The sequence below is a fragment of the Luteitalea sp. genome, assembly GCF_044337415.1.
In the GTDB taxonomy this organism is placed as follows: domain Bacteria; phylum Acidobacteriota; class Vicinamibacteria; order Vicinamibacterales; family Vicinamibacteraceae; genus Luteitalea.
The window spans coordinates 12,285-28,869 of sequence record NZ_JBIINP010000044.1 but is presented as its reverse complement, the minus strand read 5'-3'; the positions used below and the strand labels follow the sequence as shown (position 1 = coordinate 28,869).

The window sequence follows — 16,585 nt, the reverse complement described above, 5'->3', positions numbered from 1 at the left end:
CACGGTGCAGAACTCGCGGCTCGTGCCGTCGAAGGTCGTGAACATCGGGTACGGCGCCGTCCGGCGGTGGAACGTGTAGAGGCTGCGACGGTACCGATCCTCGCCGGTGCTCTCGATCCAGCGCGAGTTGTCGTACGGGTTGTCCCAGATGTTGGGCGGCTGCGCAGGGAACACGCTCGGGCCGCCAATCTTCCGGCTCAGCTGCCCACTCGCCGCCAACGCGACGTCGCGCACCATCTCGGCTTCCAGGCGGAAACGCGGTCCGCGGGCAAAGAGGCGGTTGTACGGGTCGCGCGCCTGCAGCGCCGGCGTCACCGTGGAGTCCTGTCGGTACGTCGACGACAGCACGAGCGTACGCAGCAGGCGCTTGAGGCTCCAGCCCTGCTCCATGAAGTCGACGGCGAGCCAGTCGAGCAGCTCCGGATGCGACGGCATCGCGCCCATCGTGCCGAAGTCCTCGCTCGTCTCGACGAGCCCGCGCCCGAAGAGCGCTTCCCAGTACCGGTTCACGGCGACGCGGGCGGTAAGCGGGTTGTCGCGCCGCACGAGCCAGCGCGCCAGGCCCAGGCGGTTGGGCGGCAGGTCGTCGCCCATCGACGGCAGCGACGAGGGCGTGTTGGCGTAGACCTTCTCGCCCGGCGCGGTGAACGCGCCGCGCTCGCGCAGGAAGGTGGAGGGCCGCTCGAACGACGGCTTCTCCTCCATGACAAGCGTGGTCGGCAGCTTCAGGTCGTCGAGCGCCTTCTTCAGCCGCGCGATCTCCTTGCGCTCGGCCTCGAACAGGGCGTCCTGCTCACGGAACTGCCCGGCGAGCAGCTTCGCTTCGTCCTCGCTGCGCGCCGCCAGCGGCTTGTCGAGCGCCGCGCGCGTGCGCGCCGTGATCGACACGGCCTTCAGCGGCTCCGGCGCGTTGGTCGCCGACAGTCGGAAACGGCCGAGCCCCTGCCCGATGGTCCCGTCGTCGTGCACGAGTTCGACGGTGATGACCGTGCCGCCCGGCTCGCCGAGCGGCGCCTTCGGCACGAGCACCAACTGGAAGGGCACGCGCCAGCCGTCGCGCACCGCGTCCACCACCCAGGCGCGGCCGAGCCGCGCGTACGTGGCGGGGGCGTCCGTGGTGAGCGTCAGCAGGTCGCCGCGCGACACGTTGCCGTCGCCATTCACGGCCGTGAACTCGATGCGGCGCCGATTGGCCGGCGCACTGGCGGGCGCCACGAACACGCGGACGCCCGTCAGGCGGAAGTGCCCGTACGGGTCGCGCCCGGGGCCCTGCTTGGGCAGCGACGGGTCGAGCAGCGCCTCGAGGCGCAGGCTGGTGAGTCCCGTGGCCTCCGTCGTGGCCTGCACCGAATACACCGTCACCTGCGGATTCGGACCGCTCGCCAGCACGCTGCCGTCGTCGCGCACCGACAGCTGCGCGCCGTTGGTCGCGGTCGCGTGGCTCGGCACGAGCGTCGACCAGCCGCGGCCGGTCTCGGCCAACGACGCCTCCCACCGCGCCTGGGCGGCGGTGCGGGCCGACGTGTCGGCCGCAAGTGCATCCTCGGCGGCCTTCAGCTCGGCCTTGAGGGCTGTCCGCTTCGCGTCCTGCTCGGGCGTCGCGAGGTCGACCTGCGGCTCCGTGTACTTGAACCCCGCGCCGTGCTTGTCGACCGTGTAGGCCGGGTTGGCGAAGAACGCCATCACCCGGAAGTAGTCCTTCTGGCTGAACGGGTCGTACTTGTGGTTGTGGCACTGCGCGCACGCGAGCGTGCTCCCCATCCACACGGTGCTCGTGGTGTTGACGCGATCGACGAGCACCTCGTACAGCGCCTCCTCCGGATCGACGCCGCCTTCCTCGTTGCTCATCGCGTTGCGGTGGAAGCCGCTGGCGATGCGCTGGGCGCGCGTGGCGCCAGGCAGCATGTCGCCGGCGATCTGCTCGACGGTGAACCGGTCGAACGGCATGTCGGCATTGAACGCGTCGATCACCCAGTCGCGATAGGGCCACATCGAGCGCAGGCGGTCGGCCTCGAAGCCGTTGCTGTCGGCGTAGCGGGCGAGGTCGAGCCACTGCCGCGCCCAGCGCTCGCCGAAGTGCGGCGAGGCGAGCAGGCGATCGACGACGCGCTCGTAGGCGTCGGGGCGGGTGTCGGCGAGGAAGGCGTCGAGCTCGGCGAGGGTGGGTGGCAGGCCCGTGAGGTCGAGCGACACGCGGCGCAGCAGCGCCTCCTTCGAGGCCTCGTGCGAGGGCAGCAGCTTCTCGGCGCCGAGCCGCGCGAGCACGAACCGGTCCACCGGTGTGCGCGCCCAGGCCTCCTGCGACACGGCGGGCAGCGGCGCCTTCTTCGGGGCGACGTAGGCCCAGTGCTCCTCGACGGTCTGCGCGGTCGGCGTCGCCGGGCCCGCGGGCCACTCGGCGCCCTGATCGATCCACGCGCGAACGAGGGCCGTCTGCTCGGGCGTGAGCGGGTCCTCGTCGAGCGGCATCCGATCCTCGCCGCCCTCGCCGAGGATGCGCTGCAGCAGGTAGCTCTTCGCGCTGTCGCCGGAGACCAGCAAGGGGCCCGTCGCACCGCCCTTCAGCGCGAGATCACGGACATGCAGGCGGAGCTTGCCGCGCGCCTTCTTCTCGCCGTGGCACTCGTAGCACTGCGCGCGGAGGATGGGCTCGATCTGCGACGCGAAGTCGACCTTTGCCGGCTGCGCGGGGGAGGGGACCTGGGCCTCCAGCCACGCCGGCCGCCAGGGGCCGAGCGCGGAAACCAGCAGGAGGACGGGCAGGGCGAGCCGTCGGACGCGTCGTGGCGTGGGCATCGGGGGAACACCCGGATGATGCCGGATCACGGAGGGCCCTGTCCATTCGTCGCGCCCTTTGCGGGTAGAGTACCCGGACGAGGTGGAAAGCCTGTCAGGTCCGCAGCGCAGACAGCGGGCGACCCTCGAGGAGAATCGCCAATGCCGCATCCGGGAACGCGCCTGATGGTCCTCGACGGCGGGCTTGCGACCGAACTCGACGCTCGTGGGTTCGATCTCTCGGACGCCCTCTGGTCGGCTCGGCTCCTCGCCGACGCCCCTGACGCCATCGAGGCCGTCCACCTCGACTACTTCGAGGCCGGTGCCGACATCGCCATCTCCGCCAGCTACCAGGCGAGTGAGGCCGGTTTCGCCGCACGCGGGTACTCACGCGAGGACACCGATGCCCTCCTGCAGCGCTCGGTGGTGTTGGCACGCGCGGCGCGGGACCGATTCCACGCCCGCCACCCGGAGTCCGGCCGCACGCTCCGCGTCGCCGCCTCGATCGGGCCGTATGGCGCCACCCTCCACGACGGGTCTGAGTACCGCGGCGACTACGGGCTGGATGAAGACGCCCTCGCCGCCTTTCACCGTCCGCGCCTGACCACGCTCCTGGGCGCCGCACCCGACCTCCTCGCGTGCGAGACGATCCCCTCCCTGCTCGAGGCGCGGGCCATCGTGCGCGTGTTGCATGAGCACCCGTCCGCCCGGGCCTGGGTCACCTTCACCTGTCGCGACGGTGCGCACACGTCAGCCGATGACGCGATCGCGGACTGCGCACGGTTCCTCGACGCGGAGGCCCAGGTGGTGGCGATCGGGATCAACTGCGTGGACCCGGCCCTCGTGACGTCGCTCGTGCGCGCGATCGCCCGGGAAAGCGCCAAGCCGATCGTCGTGTACCCGAACTCCGGCGAGGTGTGGAATGCCGGCGCCCACTGCTGGGAGGGCACGGCCACCCGCTTCACGACGTTCGTGGACGAGTGGATCGACACCGGCGCGTCGTGGCTCGGCGGCTGCTGCCGCACCACGCCCGCGGATATCCGCAGGGTCCGCGAGCTCGTCGACGCGCGCACCATCGCCTGACGTCCCGCGTTGCCGAGGTCCTGAGGGGCGTTGCCATGCGCGCCAGTGGCACCGGCTGTGTCCTCGACGGTCCGAGACTGTGGTCTGTGGTACCGTGGCGCCCGCTTCAGGAGGCCGCCGATGCAGGCACCCGTCCGTCGTCACTCGCTATCACTGCTGCCGCTGCTGCTGGCGGCCACCCTGGGAGGCGCCTGCGGCTCCTCCACGCCCGAGGCGCCCGCGCCCTCCTCCACGCCGGCCCCCGCGCCGGCTCGCACACCCGCCATGACCAGAGCCCCCTTCGGACAACTGCCGGACGGCACGGCCGTCGAGGCCTTCACCTTCACCAATGCCTCGGGCATGTCGGTGACGGCCATCACCTACGGCGGCATCATCACGTCGCTCAAGGTGCCCGACAAGGCCGGCCAGCTCGCCGATGTCGTGCTGGGCTACGACTCGCTGCAGGGCTATCTCGACAAGTCGCCGTTCTTCGGCTGCATCGTCGGGCGGTACGGCAACCGGATCGGCAAGGGCACCTTCACGCTCGACGGCAAGACCTACACACTGCCCATCAACAACGGCGAGAACCACCTGCACGGCGGTCCGCAGGGCTTCGACAAGAAGGTCTGGAAGGCCGAGCCCTTCGAGCACGGCGACCTCGTGGGCGTGGTCTTCACGCACACGAGCCCGGACGGCGACATGGGCTACCCGGGCACGCTGGCGATGAAGGTGACCTACACGCTCACCAGCGACAACACCCTGCGCTTCGACTACGAGGCCACGACCGACAAGGCGACGCCGGTCAACCTCACGCAGCACACCTACTTCAACCTGGCGGGCGCCGGCTCGGGCGACATCCTGAAGCACGAGATCGAGATCAAGGCCGACCGCTACACGCCGGTCGACGCCGGGCTGATCCCGACGGGCCAGCTGGCCACCGTCGAGGGCACGCCGTTCGACTTCCGGAAGGCCACCGCCATCGGCGCGCGGATCGACGCCGACCATCCGCAGATCAAGGCCGGTGGCGGCTACGACCACAACATGGTCTTTACGCGCGCGGCCGCCGGCCTCGAGCCGGTCGTCACGGTGCACGAGCCGACGACGGGCCGCACGATGACGGTGGCAACGACGCAGCCTGGCGTGCAGTTCTACACGGGCAACTTCCTCGACGGCACCATCACCGGCAAGGGCGGCAAGGTCTACCCGAAGCGCTCGGGCCTCTGCCTCGAGACGCAGCACTTCCCGGACTCGCCGAACAAGCCGGAGTTCCCGACCACGATCCTCAAGCCCGGCGAGACGTACAGGGAGAGTACGGCGTACACGTTCGGCGTGCGCTGAGGCGGCAATTTGAAATTCGACATGTGAAATTCTCGGGGCGCGGGCCTTCGGCCACGCGCCTCGGGATGTTGCGTGCGAGCGAAGGCCGATCAGGCCGAGCCGCCGAGCCTTTCGCATGTCCAATTTCGAATTGCAGGGGTTCCACCAGGGGCATACCATGCGATAGCTCATCAGTCGGACGCAGGACCCACACGCCGGCACAGGCGCCGCGGCTCGGACGCATGCCTTGGCGGGAGGAGTCGTCAGTCACATGCCCGTGCACGAGGTCCTTGTCCCGGAGGCGGTCACCGCTCCCGTGGCGCCGCAGCGACGCACCCTCGTGGGGCGGTGGCTCGATTTCGTCGAGCGCCTGGGCAACCGCTGCCCCGACCCCATCCTGCTGTTCCTGATCGCGTTCATCGCCACGTGGGTGCTGTCGCACCTGCTGGCCGGCACCGACTTCGGCCTCGTCGACCCGCGCAACGGCACGCCCTTGCGCGTCAACGATCAGCTGACGCTGCAGTCGCTGGCGACCTTCCTCGCCGGCATGACGCTCACCTACGTCACGTTCCCGCCGTTCGGCATGGTGCTCGTGATGGTCCTGGGCGTGGGGCTCGCGGAGCGGTCCGGGCTGCTGGCGTCGGCACTGCGTGCCGTGCTGGCCATCGCGCCGGTGCGCCTGCTGACCCCGCTGGTCGTGCTGGCCGCCATCCTTGCGCACGTCCTCTCCGACTCGGCGATCGTCGTTCTCCTGCCGCTGAGCGCGGCGCTGTTCCACGTCGCCGGTCGTCACCCGCTGCTGGGTATCGTCGCCAGTTTCGCGCCGCTCGCGGGCCTGCTGTTCGGCAGCCTCATTCCGCAGAGCCTCGACGCCGTCCTCGCGGGATTCACCGAGGGGAGTGCCCGCGTCATCGACCCGACCTTCGCGGTGACGCCGCTGAACAACTACTGGCTCGCGGCGTCGATCGCCATCGTCTCCGTGCCCGCCACCTGGTGGATGGTGGACCGCATGATTGCGCCGCGCGTGGCCGGGATCGCCGTGGATGGCGATCCGGCGCTGATGCCGTCGGCGCCGCCGCTCACCAGTCGCGAGGTCCAGGGATTGGTGGCGGCCGCACTGACGAGCCTGGCGCTCTTCGCCGCGCTCGCGTGGGCGACCTGGCCGTCGGTCTCGCCGTTCCGCGGTCCCGACGGCACGCTCACGGGCGCCGGGGCGCCACTCATGCGCGGCCTGACACCGATGCTGCTCGTGCTCGCGGCCTTTCCGTCGCTGGCCTACGGATGGGTGGCCGGCACGATGCGCACGCACCGTGACGCCATCGACGGCATGACCTCGACGATGGGGTCGATGAGCTACTACCTGGTGATGGTCTTCTTCGCGGCGTTGTTCACGAAGACCTTCACCGACTCGAACATCGGCGCGCTCGTGGCGGTGACCGGCGCCGATCTGCTCCGTGCATCGGGATTGCCCAGCGTCGTGACCATCCTCGGCGTGATCGCGCTGACGTTCGCGCTCGACGTGATCGTGCCGTCGGCCTCGGCCAAGTGGGCGCTGCTCGCGCCGATCCTGGTGCCGATGCTCATGAGCGCCGGGCTGTCGCCGCACCTGACGCAGGCTGCCTTCCGGATCGGAGACGGTCCGATGAACCTGATGTCGCCGGTGTTCCCCTACTTCCCGCTGGTGCTGGCGTTCTGTCGGCGCTACGTGACGACCTGCGGGCTGGGGACGATCATGGCCCTCGTCCTGCCACTTGGCGTGATGTATCTCGTGCTGCAGATCGTGATGCTGCTCGCGTGGTGGGCGCTCGGGCTGCCGCTCGGGATCGATGCAGGCTACGCGTTCACTCCGCGCTGAGGTGGCAATTCGAAATTCGACATTCGAAATCGACGGGGGCGCGCGGCTCTCGCCGCGCTGCCCCTCGCGATATCCCGAGGCGCGTGGCCGGAGGCCCGCGCCGCGAGAATTTCACGTTCTCCAATTTCGAATTACCTCGGTCGCTCGTTCCCCCACAGCTTCGACCCATTGCCCATCGACTTGCGCCACGCATCGCGCCAGCGGTGGATCTCGCTGGGGCCGATGCTGGGCATCAGCTTGCGCGACTCCTTGTCGGGGAACGCCGGGAAGGCCTTGTGGGGCTCGGCCTGATACCAGTACGCGACCGTCGCGAGGTCGAGCGTGAGGTTGTTGTCGTGGCCGTGCTCGATCGACACGCGCAGCGACTTCTGGAACCGGACCGGGTCGGTGAGGTGGAACCGGTACACGTGCGTGCGGCCCAGCCAGCCGGTCTCGCCATCGACGCGCGCATAGCCGAAGAACGGGTGCTGGTAGAGGTTGTCGGGCGACCACGACGTGTTGAAGTAGTCCTCGGTGCCCGTGCCGTGCAGTGATCCTGGCCACGCCTCGCCGTCCACCTGGAAGAGGTCGTCGCCCTCGCCGTACCACATCGGCGAGGGTGAATGGACGTAGTAGTTCATGCCCACGTAGTGCCCGCGCCCGGTGATGTCGGCGACGAGGAAGTTGCCGGCGCTCGTCGTGTTCTTCTGTTCCGGGCCCAGCGTGTTCCACTCGTTCTCGCCGTAGGACTGCGCCTCGGTGAGCTCGTGGCTGTACCACGCGTGGAAGTACGGCGTGTCTGGCGGCAGCGACGGCAACTGCTCGTAGTCGACGTAGTAGTAGAAGGCGTCGATGGTGCGGCCGGTGTCGTTCTCCACCTCGATGCGCGCCCGCGACCTGAAGGGCATCGGGAAGTAGCTCACCATCGCGCGGCCCTCGCGCGGCCCGGCGGCCAGCGGCAGCGCGGCCATCGGGTAACTCTCGTTCCATCCCTGGCCGAAGAACTCGCCGATGGGCGCCTCGACGCTCGGCGTCGTCTCGTCGTCCCAGTACATCCGCAGGATGATGTCGTGCCGCGAGACGGTCGGCGGGGGCGGGGCGATGGTCACCCAGATGTGGGTGATCTGGCCGGGGCCCCTGATGTCGGCCAGCACGCGGCGCTCGCCCTGCGGGATCTTCTCCAGCCGGTCGTTGTTGCCGCCGCTGCGGTCGAAGCTGCTGACCCGCAGGCTCCTGACGCCCGGCTGCAGCGTCAGCCAGCCCTGCATCAGCGAGCCCGGCGATTGGGAGTCGATGGTCGTCGTCGCCAGGGCGACGAGGCCGGTGACCACGAGCAGGCGTGTGCGCATGGGGTGATCTACTGCGGACCGCCCACGAACGCAAACGGCGCCACAGCCTGCCCTTTGGCAGTCGCGCGTGCCGCCAGACCACCGACCGCAGGACGTCCAGTTGGGCCGGCCGGGCGGTTTCCGCCTGCAGGATGCCCGTCTCCGGCGGTAGCATGACAACGATGCCTGTTCAGTTCTCCTCGTGCCGGCGTTGTGGAAGGAGAGCCGCCTGTCCTGTCCGCAATGACCACAGCCCTTGCCGTGTCCCAGCCGCCGACCGATGACGCCGCCCTCGTGGCGCGTCTGCGGGCTGGCGATCCCGACGCCGAAGCCGAACTGGCGCACCGGTTCATGCCCCGCATGCGGGTGCTCTGCCTGGCGCGCACGCGGCGGCCCGACCTGGTGAACGACCTGGCGCAGGACGCCATGATTGCGCTGCTGCTCGAACTCCGCCGGGGCGCCCTCCGCGACCCCGCGGCGCTCCCCGCCTTTGCCGCGGGTATCGCCCGCAACATCGTCCGGTCCGAGTTCCGCGCCGCGAGCCGGCACGACCTCGAGACCCTCGACGGCGACGTCGTCCAGCAGGACTCCGAGGACGCCGACGTGCGTCGCCTCGACGTGGAGCGGGCGCTCGACCGCCTGCCCGTCGCCGACCAGCAGGTGCTGCGGCTGATCCTCGTCGAGGGGTGCAAGCCCGGCGACGTGGCGACTCGCCTCGGCATCTCGCCCGAGGCCGCGCGCGCCCGCAAGCTGCGGGCCCAGCGGCGGCTCATGGACGCCTTCGATGCCGGCCGGTCATCGGGGAGTGGGCCCCTGGCGGGCCGGCCCTCGCCGGGCCTGTCACGTTCGATGTAGAGTCGACCACTCACCATCGATGAGCGCCTGCACTCGCTTCCCGGACGACGCGCAGGTCCTCCGATACGTGACCAGCGACCTGGCCGAGCCAGAGCTGTCCGCATTCGAGGATCACCTCTTCGACTGCGACGCCTGCCTCGCGCGGGTCGAGCGCTATCAGGCGGCACAGGCCGCCCTGGCCCGTCGCGACCTGCCCGCCGGACCCGTCGGCGTCGTGCTGCCCGTCGACGACCCCCTCGTGCCGGCGCGACGCCTGCCTTGGTGGCTCGGCGCGGTGGCCGCGCTGCTCGTGCTCGGCCTGACGGGCCTGCTCGTCTCGCGCCAGGCGCCTGTCCCCCGCGCGACGCCCCCCGTCGTGACGCCGGACATGCCCGGTGGCACTGCCGCCCTCGGGCCGACCATCCCCGCGAGTCGCCCGGACACGCTCGGCCTCACGGCCCTCGCACTGGTCACGCCACCGCCGTACCTGCCCGTGACCACGCGTGGCACGGCCGGGACGGACTTCGAGGCGGCGATGGAGGCGTACGTCGGCCAGGACTGGGCCGTCGCCTCGGGGCGCCTGGCCGGACTCGACACGGCTGAGGCCCACTTCTACAAGGGCATTGCGGACCTGATGCGAGGGGACTCGACCGAGGCCACGGTCGCCCTCGAGGCCGTGCGCGCCAGCGGGCGCCAGCCCTACGCGCGCGAGAGCGCCTTCTATCTCGGCAAGGCCGCGCTGCTGCGCGGCGACCGCGCCGCCGCGCGCGAGATGCTCGATGCCGCCGTCGCCAGCCGAGCGACCACGGCAGGCGAGGCGCGGCGCGTGCTGCAGGCCCTCGAGCAGGCGCGCTGAACGCGCGTCAGGGCACGCCGACGGCGAGGTAGCCGGCCCACAGCAGCGGCGTCGCGGGCAGCCGGATCTCCTGTCCGCCGACCTTGCGCGTGAGCGTGCCGGCGCGCAGTGCCCGCAGCTGTCGCAACTGCGCCGTCCGCAGCGCCGCGGTCACCGAACTGCCTCCCGCGCGGGCCGCATAGAACGCGTCCATCATGCGCAGCCCGGCGTCGTCGGGCATCTCCCAGGTCGTGGCGACGATTGCCCGCGCCCCGGCGGCCAGGAAGCTACGGGTGAACCCCAGCGTCCCTTCGCCGGTGACGCGCCCGAGTGCCGTGCGGCAGGCACTGAGCACCACGGTCGCGCCCGCGAGCGAGAGCGACCGCACCTCGTCCGCGGTCAGTCGCCCGTCGTCGGCCGCCTCTCCGGTACCTCGCGCGAGCAACAGGTAGGACGGCGCCGTGGCTTCCTCCGACACCCGCGCGTGGGTCGCCACGTGTACCCAGCCAGCCGCGCCGACCTGCGCCCGCACGGCGCGTTCCGTGGCGGCGCGCCCGAGGACCAGGCGCGCGTCGTCGCCGAACCGGCGCGCGACGCGCCGGGCTTCCTCGCGCGCGTAGGGCAGCCGCGGCGGCAACTGGACACCTGGCAACCGGGGCAGGGCCGTGGGCTCGCCGACCACGAGGGCGGCTGCGGGGGCCTCACCGGAGGCGCGTGCCACCGTGGCCGCCAGGACGGCGATCGACGGCGTGTAGTGCAGCGTGTGGCGCTCGATCAGGTAGCGGCCCCTCGTGTCGAGCAGGCCGGCGAAGGGGAGGTGCAGCAGGGGGCCGTGCGGGACGACCGTGAGCCGGCTCCCCGGATCCGTCGGCAGGTCTGCCGCGAGGGGCGCGATGAGGGCGCGATGGAGCGCGCGCCACGACCGCAGGCTGGGCCCGCCGAGCAGCGCGGCGTTGATGGCTCCGGGCACGTTGCCCGAGCCCGCGGCCTCCTGCACCCATCGCCGCAGTTCGGTTTCACCCGCCGGGAGCCGATGCGCGGTGATGCGGTCCGGACCGATCACCCAGGCCAGCGTGTGGTCGGCTCCCACCCAGTAGACCAGCAGCGTCGATGCGAGCTGCGCCGCCAGCGCGCGCATCGCCGCGGCATCCGGCACCACGGCCGTCGCCTGGCCTGATCCGTCGCGCATGAGGTCGAGCAGCGCGCGAGCGCGTGCCTGCTCGGCCAGTTCGAGGGCGTTCGTGGTGGCGCCGCGCCGCATGGCGACGTCGATGGCGACGGCAAAGACCCCCTGCGTCGTCTCGCCGTAGCCCCGCCGCGCTGCGTCGCTGGCAAGCGCGCGTGACCGGGCATCCTCGATCAGGCGCACGGCCTCGTCCAGATCGCGCTGGGCCTCATCGAGCCTGCCTGTCCGCGCGAGCAGATCGGCGTGGTTGGTCAGCCAGTTGACGCGGTCCTCGAAGCCGGCAGTGGGCAGGATCGCCTTCGACTCGGCGAGTGCGGCGAACGCCTCGTCGTACCGACCAAGAAACCGCAGTGCCTGCGCGGATTGCCGGAGCCGCACGGCGCGCAGATACGGCTGCTTCTCGCGGCGCAGCACCTCGCGCAGTTCCGCGAGCGCCGGCTCGAACCTGCCGGCCAGCAGCAGGGAGCCGGCCAGATTGCCGCGCAGGAAGACCTCGTAGCGCTCGAGGCCGGCCCGCTGGGCCCGAGCCAGCGCGGCGCGGTAGAGGTGCTCGGCGCGCGCGGTCTGGCCGAGGCGGTCGTAGGTGACCGCCTGCGCGTTCAGGCTCTGGAGCAGGGCCTGCAGGTCCCCGGCGGCTTCCTGCAGGCGCGCGGCGCGCTGGTAGAGGGCCAGCGCGGCGTCGAGCTGGCCGTGGGCGCGCTGGACTCGCCCGAGGCTCACGAGCACGCGCCCGGTGTCGGCCCGCTCACCGAGCGCTTCGTAGCACGCGAGCGCCTTCGTCAGCGCCTCGTGCGCTTCCCCGTAGTCCGCGGTGTTGAAGTTGCGGTCGCCCCACGATTGCCACAGGCTGCAGGCGGGCGCGAACCTGTCGGTCGGCGTCAGCCGCGCCACGCCGCGGGCGAGCACGTCGCCATGAACCCCCGTCGTCAGCAGGGCCGTAGCCGCCTGCGAATACGCCCAGATCAGTTCCTCGTGGGGGGCCTGCTGCCGCTCGAGCACGTCGAGGGCCTGCAGCACCATCGGGGTGACCGCGTCGGCCCGGCCCTCGAGGGCGTCGGCGCGGGAAAGCAGGAGGATGGCGGCCTGCTCAGGAACCACGAGGCCGTGCGTCTGCGCCACGTCGCGGGCCCGCGTCAGGGCCGCTCGTGCCTGCGGCAGTCGCTCCTCCATCAGGTGGAAGTTGCCCACGAGGCGGAGGGCCAGCGCGGCGGTGCCCGGCGAGCCCGCCTGCAGGGCCTCGTCGGCGATGCGGTCGGCCAGCGACACCGCCTCGGCCGTGGAGCGGCGCGCGATCCGTTCCCGCAGCTCGGCCAGGCGCGGGTCACCGCCGCCTTGCGCAGCAGCCCCCAGCGCGGTCGCGGCCCAGCAGAGGATGACCAGCACGAGACGCATCGCCTCATCGACTATAGCCGCTCGGGCCTCGGCACGGCGTCAGGCCATCGGCAACGGGCGACCGTCTACAGGCTGCAGGCTACCCTCGGTCGGCCTGTGGCCTGTAGGCTGTAGCCCCCACTCCGGAGGTGTCCGTGATCCGAACGCTGCTGCTCGCGTGCCTCGGCCTTGCCCTCGTGTCTGGCGTTGCATCCGCACAGGGCGGCCAGTCGCCGCCCCGGATCCAGATGCCACGGCCAGGCACGCCGATGCCGCCGCGCGACACGAGCGCGCGGCCGGCGCCCACCGCCGAGCCGGTCGGCACGGCTCGCATCAGCGGGCGCGTCACGGCCGCCGACACGGGGCAACCGCTTCGCCGCGCCACCGTGTCGGCCAGGCCCACGCGGCCACCCGAACGAGGGCAGCGCGGCGGGTTCCAGGGGCCGCCGCGCGCCTACTCGACGCGCACCGACGATGACGGGCGGTTCACCATCACTGCCGTGCCTGTCGGCGACTACCGCGTGACCGCGCATCGCGCCGGGTACGTCGATCAGGGCTACGGCCAGTCGGCGCCGACCACGCCCGACCGCGTCGTCGCCGTGGCCGACGGTGCGGCCGTCGGCCCGCTCGACTTTCGCCTGCAGCGCGGCGGCGTGATCGCCGGGCGGGTGGTCGACGAGGGCGGGGAGCCCGCCGAGCGCGCGCAGGTGCGCGTGGTGCGCGCGCAGCGGCTGGGCGGCCAGCTCCGCTACGTGCCGGCCGGGCAGGGCGACACCACGGACGACCTCGGGCAGTACCGCATCTTCGGTCTCGCCCCGGGCGAGTACCTCGTGATGGCCGAACCGGGCGATCGACGCCCGTTCTTCATGGCGAGCCAGCCGATCCAGGGCGGCGACACCGACGCAATCCCCACCTACGGACCAGGCACCGCCAATCCCGCCGAGGCCACGAAGGTGCAGGTGCAGGCCGGCGCCGAGGCCGCCATGGACATCCAGTTGGTCGCGGCCAAGGTGGCGACGATCCGCGGGCAGGTGCTGACGTCGAAGGGTGAGCCCCTCGAGGGCGCCTTCGTGCGGTTGCAGGCGCAGGGCGCCGCATTCATCGGCGGCATGGGCCTGGGCGGCCCGCTGATGGCCGGCGGCCGGTACGAGATCGCCAGCGTGCCGCCGGGCGCCTACACCCTCGTCGTCGACCAGATGATGCGCGGCGGCCCGGACGGTCCTGACGATGACGGGCCGATGCCCGAGAGCGCGTCGCAGGCGATTACGGTGGAGGGCGAGGACCTCGTGGTGCCGCTCACGACCAGCCCCGGCTCGACGGCGCGCGGCCGCGTCATCGTCGAGGGTGGCGACGCCTCCGTCCTGGCGGGCCGCACGCTGCGGCTCTCGGCGATGCCGACGGAGCCCATGTTGGGGCTGGGATCGATGGCTCGTGGTCGTGTGGCGCAGGACCTGACGTTCACCGTATCGGGCCTTCGTGGGTCGTCGAGCCTGATCGTCACCAACCTGCCCGAGGGCTGGTGGGTCAAGGATGTGCGTGTGGGCGGCCAGCCCGCGCTCGACGGCTTCGACTTCGGCGCTGCGCGCGCCCTCTCGGGCGTGGAGATCGTCGTCAGTGGGTCGCCATCGGGGCTGACCGGCTCGGTCACGCTGCCCACCGGCGGCAAGGCCGACGACTACGCGGTGGTCGTGTTCCCCGAAGACGAGCAGCGCTGGGAACAGATCGGCATGATGCGCGGCCAGGCAAAGGTGGTCCGCCCTGGACTCGACGGCGCGTTCAAGGTGCCGGTCCTGCGGCCAGGTACCTATTTCGTGCTCGCCGTGCCCGCGGCACAGGCCGACCAGAGCCTGATGGGCGATCCCGACCACCTGCGGACGCTGGCGGGTCGGGCCCGCACGGTCGAGGTGAAGGAAGGTCAGCTCACGCCGGTCACGCTCACGTTGGTGGAGCGATAGGGCAGGTAGGGCGCGATGTCCCATCGCGCCGCTGTCCGATTGCGGCGCGGTCGGAGACCGCGCCCTACCGCTGTGAGCCGTTCTTCGCCCGGCCTGCACATTCGGAGACAGGAGGGATGATGTCCGTCACCGTCACTGTCACCGCCGCTGCCCCGACCGCCGACCACGCGCGCCAGAACGACAGCGCCCTCGCCTCGGTCGAGAAGCGCCTGCTGATCTGGATCGCGCGTCGGCTGCCGCGGGCCATCGGCCCCGACCACCTGACCGCCCTGGGGATGCTGTCGATGCTCGGCGTCGGCGCGGCGTTTGCCGCCTCGTCGATCGAGCCTCGACTCCTGTACCTCGTGCCGATCCTGCTCGCGCTCAACTGGTTCGGCGACAGCCTTGACGGCACGGTCGCCCGCGTGCGCGACGAGCAGCGACCGCGCTACGGTTACTACGTGGACCACGTGGTGGACATCGTCGGCGCCGTGGCGCTGTTCAGCGGCCTTGCGCTCTCGGGGGGCATGCAGCCGGTGATCGCGCTGGCCTTGTTGGTGGCCTACGTGGCCGCGATGGCCGAGGTGTTCCTCGCCACGCACGTCATGCGCGTGTTCCGCCTCGCCTCCTTCGGCTTCGGTCCGACCGAGCTGCGAATCGTCCTGGCCGTGGGCGCCATCGCGCTGATCGGGCGCCCCACGGTGGCCGTGCCCCTGCTGGGTCGCGTGCCACTGTTCGACGTTGGCGGCGTGGTGGCCATCGTCGGCATCGGCGCGGCGTTCGTGACGTCTGCCGTGCGCATCGCGCGCCAGCTCGCGCGAGAGGAGCAGGTGCGCCGGTGAACACCCGGGTATCGCGCTTCCTCGCCGTCGGCGGGCTCGGGTTCGTGGTGCAGATGGCCGTAGCCACGCTGCTGCTCAGCAGGGGCTGGGACCCGCTCCTGGCCACGCTGCTCGGCATCGAGGCTGCCATCGTCCACAACCACGCGTGGCACCGTCGCTGGGCCTGGAAGGACCGCGCCGCCGCGGTGCCGTGGACGGCGTCGTTCGCGCGCGCCCACCTCGGCGCCGGCGGCACATCGATCGTTCTCGGCGTGGGCGCCGTCGCGGCGCTGGCTGGTGTGATCGGGCCGATTCCGGCCCAGGTCGTCGCCGTCGCGGTGTGCGCAGGCCTCAACTACTGGCTTGCCGATCGCGTCGTCTTCGCAAGTGCCGGCCCGAGGCTGGCGAGCACGGACCGGAAGTTCGTGTGCGTCGACCTTCAGGTCGACGCTCAGCCCGCCACAACGCGCCCCCTCGATCGGGTCACCGGTGTGCTCCTGCTCGCGTTGCTCGCCGTGCCTGCAACGGCTCGCGCCGACGGCCCGTCGCGCGCGGCACTGCAGTCCTGGGATCGGTACGCGGCCGCGGTCGTCAAGGCCCGCGACGCCGACCTCGCGCGCAGCGTGCCCGCCTGGGCCACCGACGACGACCCGCGTGGCGCGGCCGTGCTGTCTGCCCTGAAGCGGGGGGAGGTCCACGTCGCAAGTCGCAACCTCCCGAGCGTCGAGGTCGACGATGCGACGCTGGAGCACTGGCAGGGGAGCGTGCTCGTGCGCGGCGCCACGATCGAGGCCATCGCCGAGCGCTTGCGTCATCCCGAGCGGCACCCGACGCCGCGCGACGTGCTTGCACTCTCGGTGTCCAACTGGACCGAGGACGGGCACGACGTCTACCTGCGGCTCACGCGGTCGATGCTGGTGACCGCCACGTACGACACGTGGCACCGCGTGCGCCACCGGCAGGTGAGTCCGTCGCGCGTCGACAGCACGAGCGTGTCCACGCGCATCGAGGAACTGCACGACGCGGGCACGCCGAAGGAGCGACGCGTGCCGCTGGCCGAGAGCCGCGGCTTCCTGTGGCGGATGCAGTCGTGGTGGCGTTTCACCGCGACGCCCGCGGGCGTGGTGGTGACCTGTGAGTCGATCACCCTGAGTCGTCCGGTGCCCTTCGGTCTCGGCCTCGTGTCTCGCCCGATCATCACGCGCGTGGCGCGCGAGTCGATGACGACGGCGGTGCGGGCGTGGACGCATCGGTAGGGCGCGGTGTCCCACCGCGCCGTTCGCCGCCA

11 protein-coding genes are annotated in these 16,585 nt (G+C 71.5%); 8 read left to right on the top strand and 3 right to left on the bottom strand.

All coding sequences use genetic code 11. The features are described 5' to 3' along the window. Nucleotides 1-2,796 (bottom strand): PSD1 and planctomycete cytochrome C domain-containing protein (locus ACIRDX_RS09550; protein WP_396625187.1); only part of this gene is annotated, 2,796 nt, incomplete at its 3' end. 141 nt (nucleotides 2,797-2,937) lie between these two features. On the opposite strand from ACIRDX_RS09550, the gene mmuM reads away from it, so the two are divergent. From mmuM to ACIRDX_RS09535, 3 genes are all read left to right on the top strand, one after another. Next, nucleotides 2,938-3,858, top strand: coding sequence for a homocysteine S-methyltransferase (mmuM, locus tag ACIRDX_RS09545; RefSeq protein ID WP_396625186.1), 921 nt, complete (start codon nucleotides 2,938-2,940; stop codon nucleotides 3,856-3,858). 120 nt (nucleotides 3,859-3,978) lie between these two features. Further along, nucleotides 3,979-5,175 carry an aldose epimerase family protein gene (locus ACIRDX_RS09540; protein ID WP_396625185.1) on the top strand — a complete coding sequence of 399 codons (1,197 nt, stop codon included), beginning with the start codon at nucleotides 3,979-3,981 and terminating at the stop codon, nucleotides 5,173-5,175. 250 nt (nucleotides 5,176-5,425) lie between these two features. Continuing rightward, the gene (locus tag ACIRDX_RS09535; RefSeq protein ID WP_396625184.1) at nucleotides 5,426-7,009 is read left to right on the top strand and encodes an AbgT family transporter; all 1,584 of its coding nucleotides are present in this window, start codon (nucleotides 5,426-5,428) and stop codon (nucleotides 7,007-7,009) included. A 131-nt stretch (nucleotides 7,010-7,140) separates the two neighbouring features. Here ACIRDX_RS09535 and ACIRDX_RS09530 read toward each other — a convergent pair whose 3' ends face one another. After that, complete coding sequence (locus ACIRDX_RS09530; RefSeq protein ID WP_396625183.1) at nucleotides 7,141-8,337, bottom strand: glycoside hydrolase family 172 protein; 1,197 nt, start codon at nucleotides 8,335-8,337, stop codon at nucleotides 7,141-7,143. Nucleotides 8,338-8,559: 222 nt separating this feature from the next. Between ACIRDX_RS09530 and ACIRDX_RS09525 the strand changes: the two genes are divergently transcribed. Both ACIRDX_RS09525 and ACIRDX_RS09520 read left to right on the top strand, forming a co-directional pair. Next, entirely contained in the window at nucleotides 8,560-9,171 is a 612-nt protein-coding gene (locus ACIRDX_RS09525; RefSeq protein ID WP_396625182.1) for an RNA polymerase sigma factor, read from the top strand. 19 nt (nucleotides 9,172-9,190) lie between these two features. Next, entirely contained in the window at nucleotides 9,191-10,006 is an 816-nt protein-coding gene (locus ACIRDX_RS09520) for a tol-pal system YbgF family protein (RefSeq protein ID WP_396625181.1), read from the top strand. Nucleotides 10,007-10,013: 7 nt separating this feature from the next. On the opposite strand, the gene ACIRDX_RS09515 is transcribed toward ACIRDX_RS09520, so the two are convergent. Continuing rightward, a complete protein-coding gene (locus tag ACIRDX_RS09515) occupies nucleotides 10,014-12,563 on the bottom strand; it encodes a CHAT domain-containing protein (RefSeq protein WP_396625180.1) in 2,550 nt (849 codons plus the stop codon). 134 nt (nucleotides 12,564-12,697) lie between these two features. On the opposite strand from ACIRDX_RS09515, the gene ACIRDX_RS09510 reads away from it, so the two are divergent. The 3 genes from ACIRDX_RS09510 to ACIRDX_RS09500 all read left to right on the top strand — a co-directional run bounded on the left by ACIRDX_RS09510 (nucleotide 12,698) and on the right by ACIRDX_RS09500 (nucleotide 16,553). Next, a complete protein-coding gene (locus tag ACIRDX_RS09510) occupies nucleotides 12,698-14,497 on the top strand; it encodes a collagen binding domain-containing protein (protein ID WP_396625179.1) in 1,800 nt (599 codons plus the stop codon). Between the two features lie 119 nt (nucleotides 14,498-14,616). Continuing rightward, nucleotides 14,617-15,318 (top strand): CDP-alcohol phosphatidyltransferase family protein, encoded by a 702-nt coding sequence (locus tag ACIRDX_RS09505; RefSeq protein ID WP_396625178.1) that lies wholly within the window; start codon nucleotides 14,617-14,619, stop codon nucleotides 15,316-15,318. After that, nucleotides 15,315-16,553, top strand: coding sequence for a GtrA family protein (locus ACIRDX_RS09500; protein WP_396625177.1), 1,239 nt, complete (start codon nucleotides 15,315-15,317; stop codon nucleotides 16,551-16,553). The genes ACIRDX_RS09505 and ACIRDX_RS09500 overlap by 4 nt, the downstream gene beginning before the upstream one ends. Nucleotides 16,554-16,585: the final 32 nt, after the last annotated feature.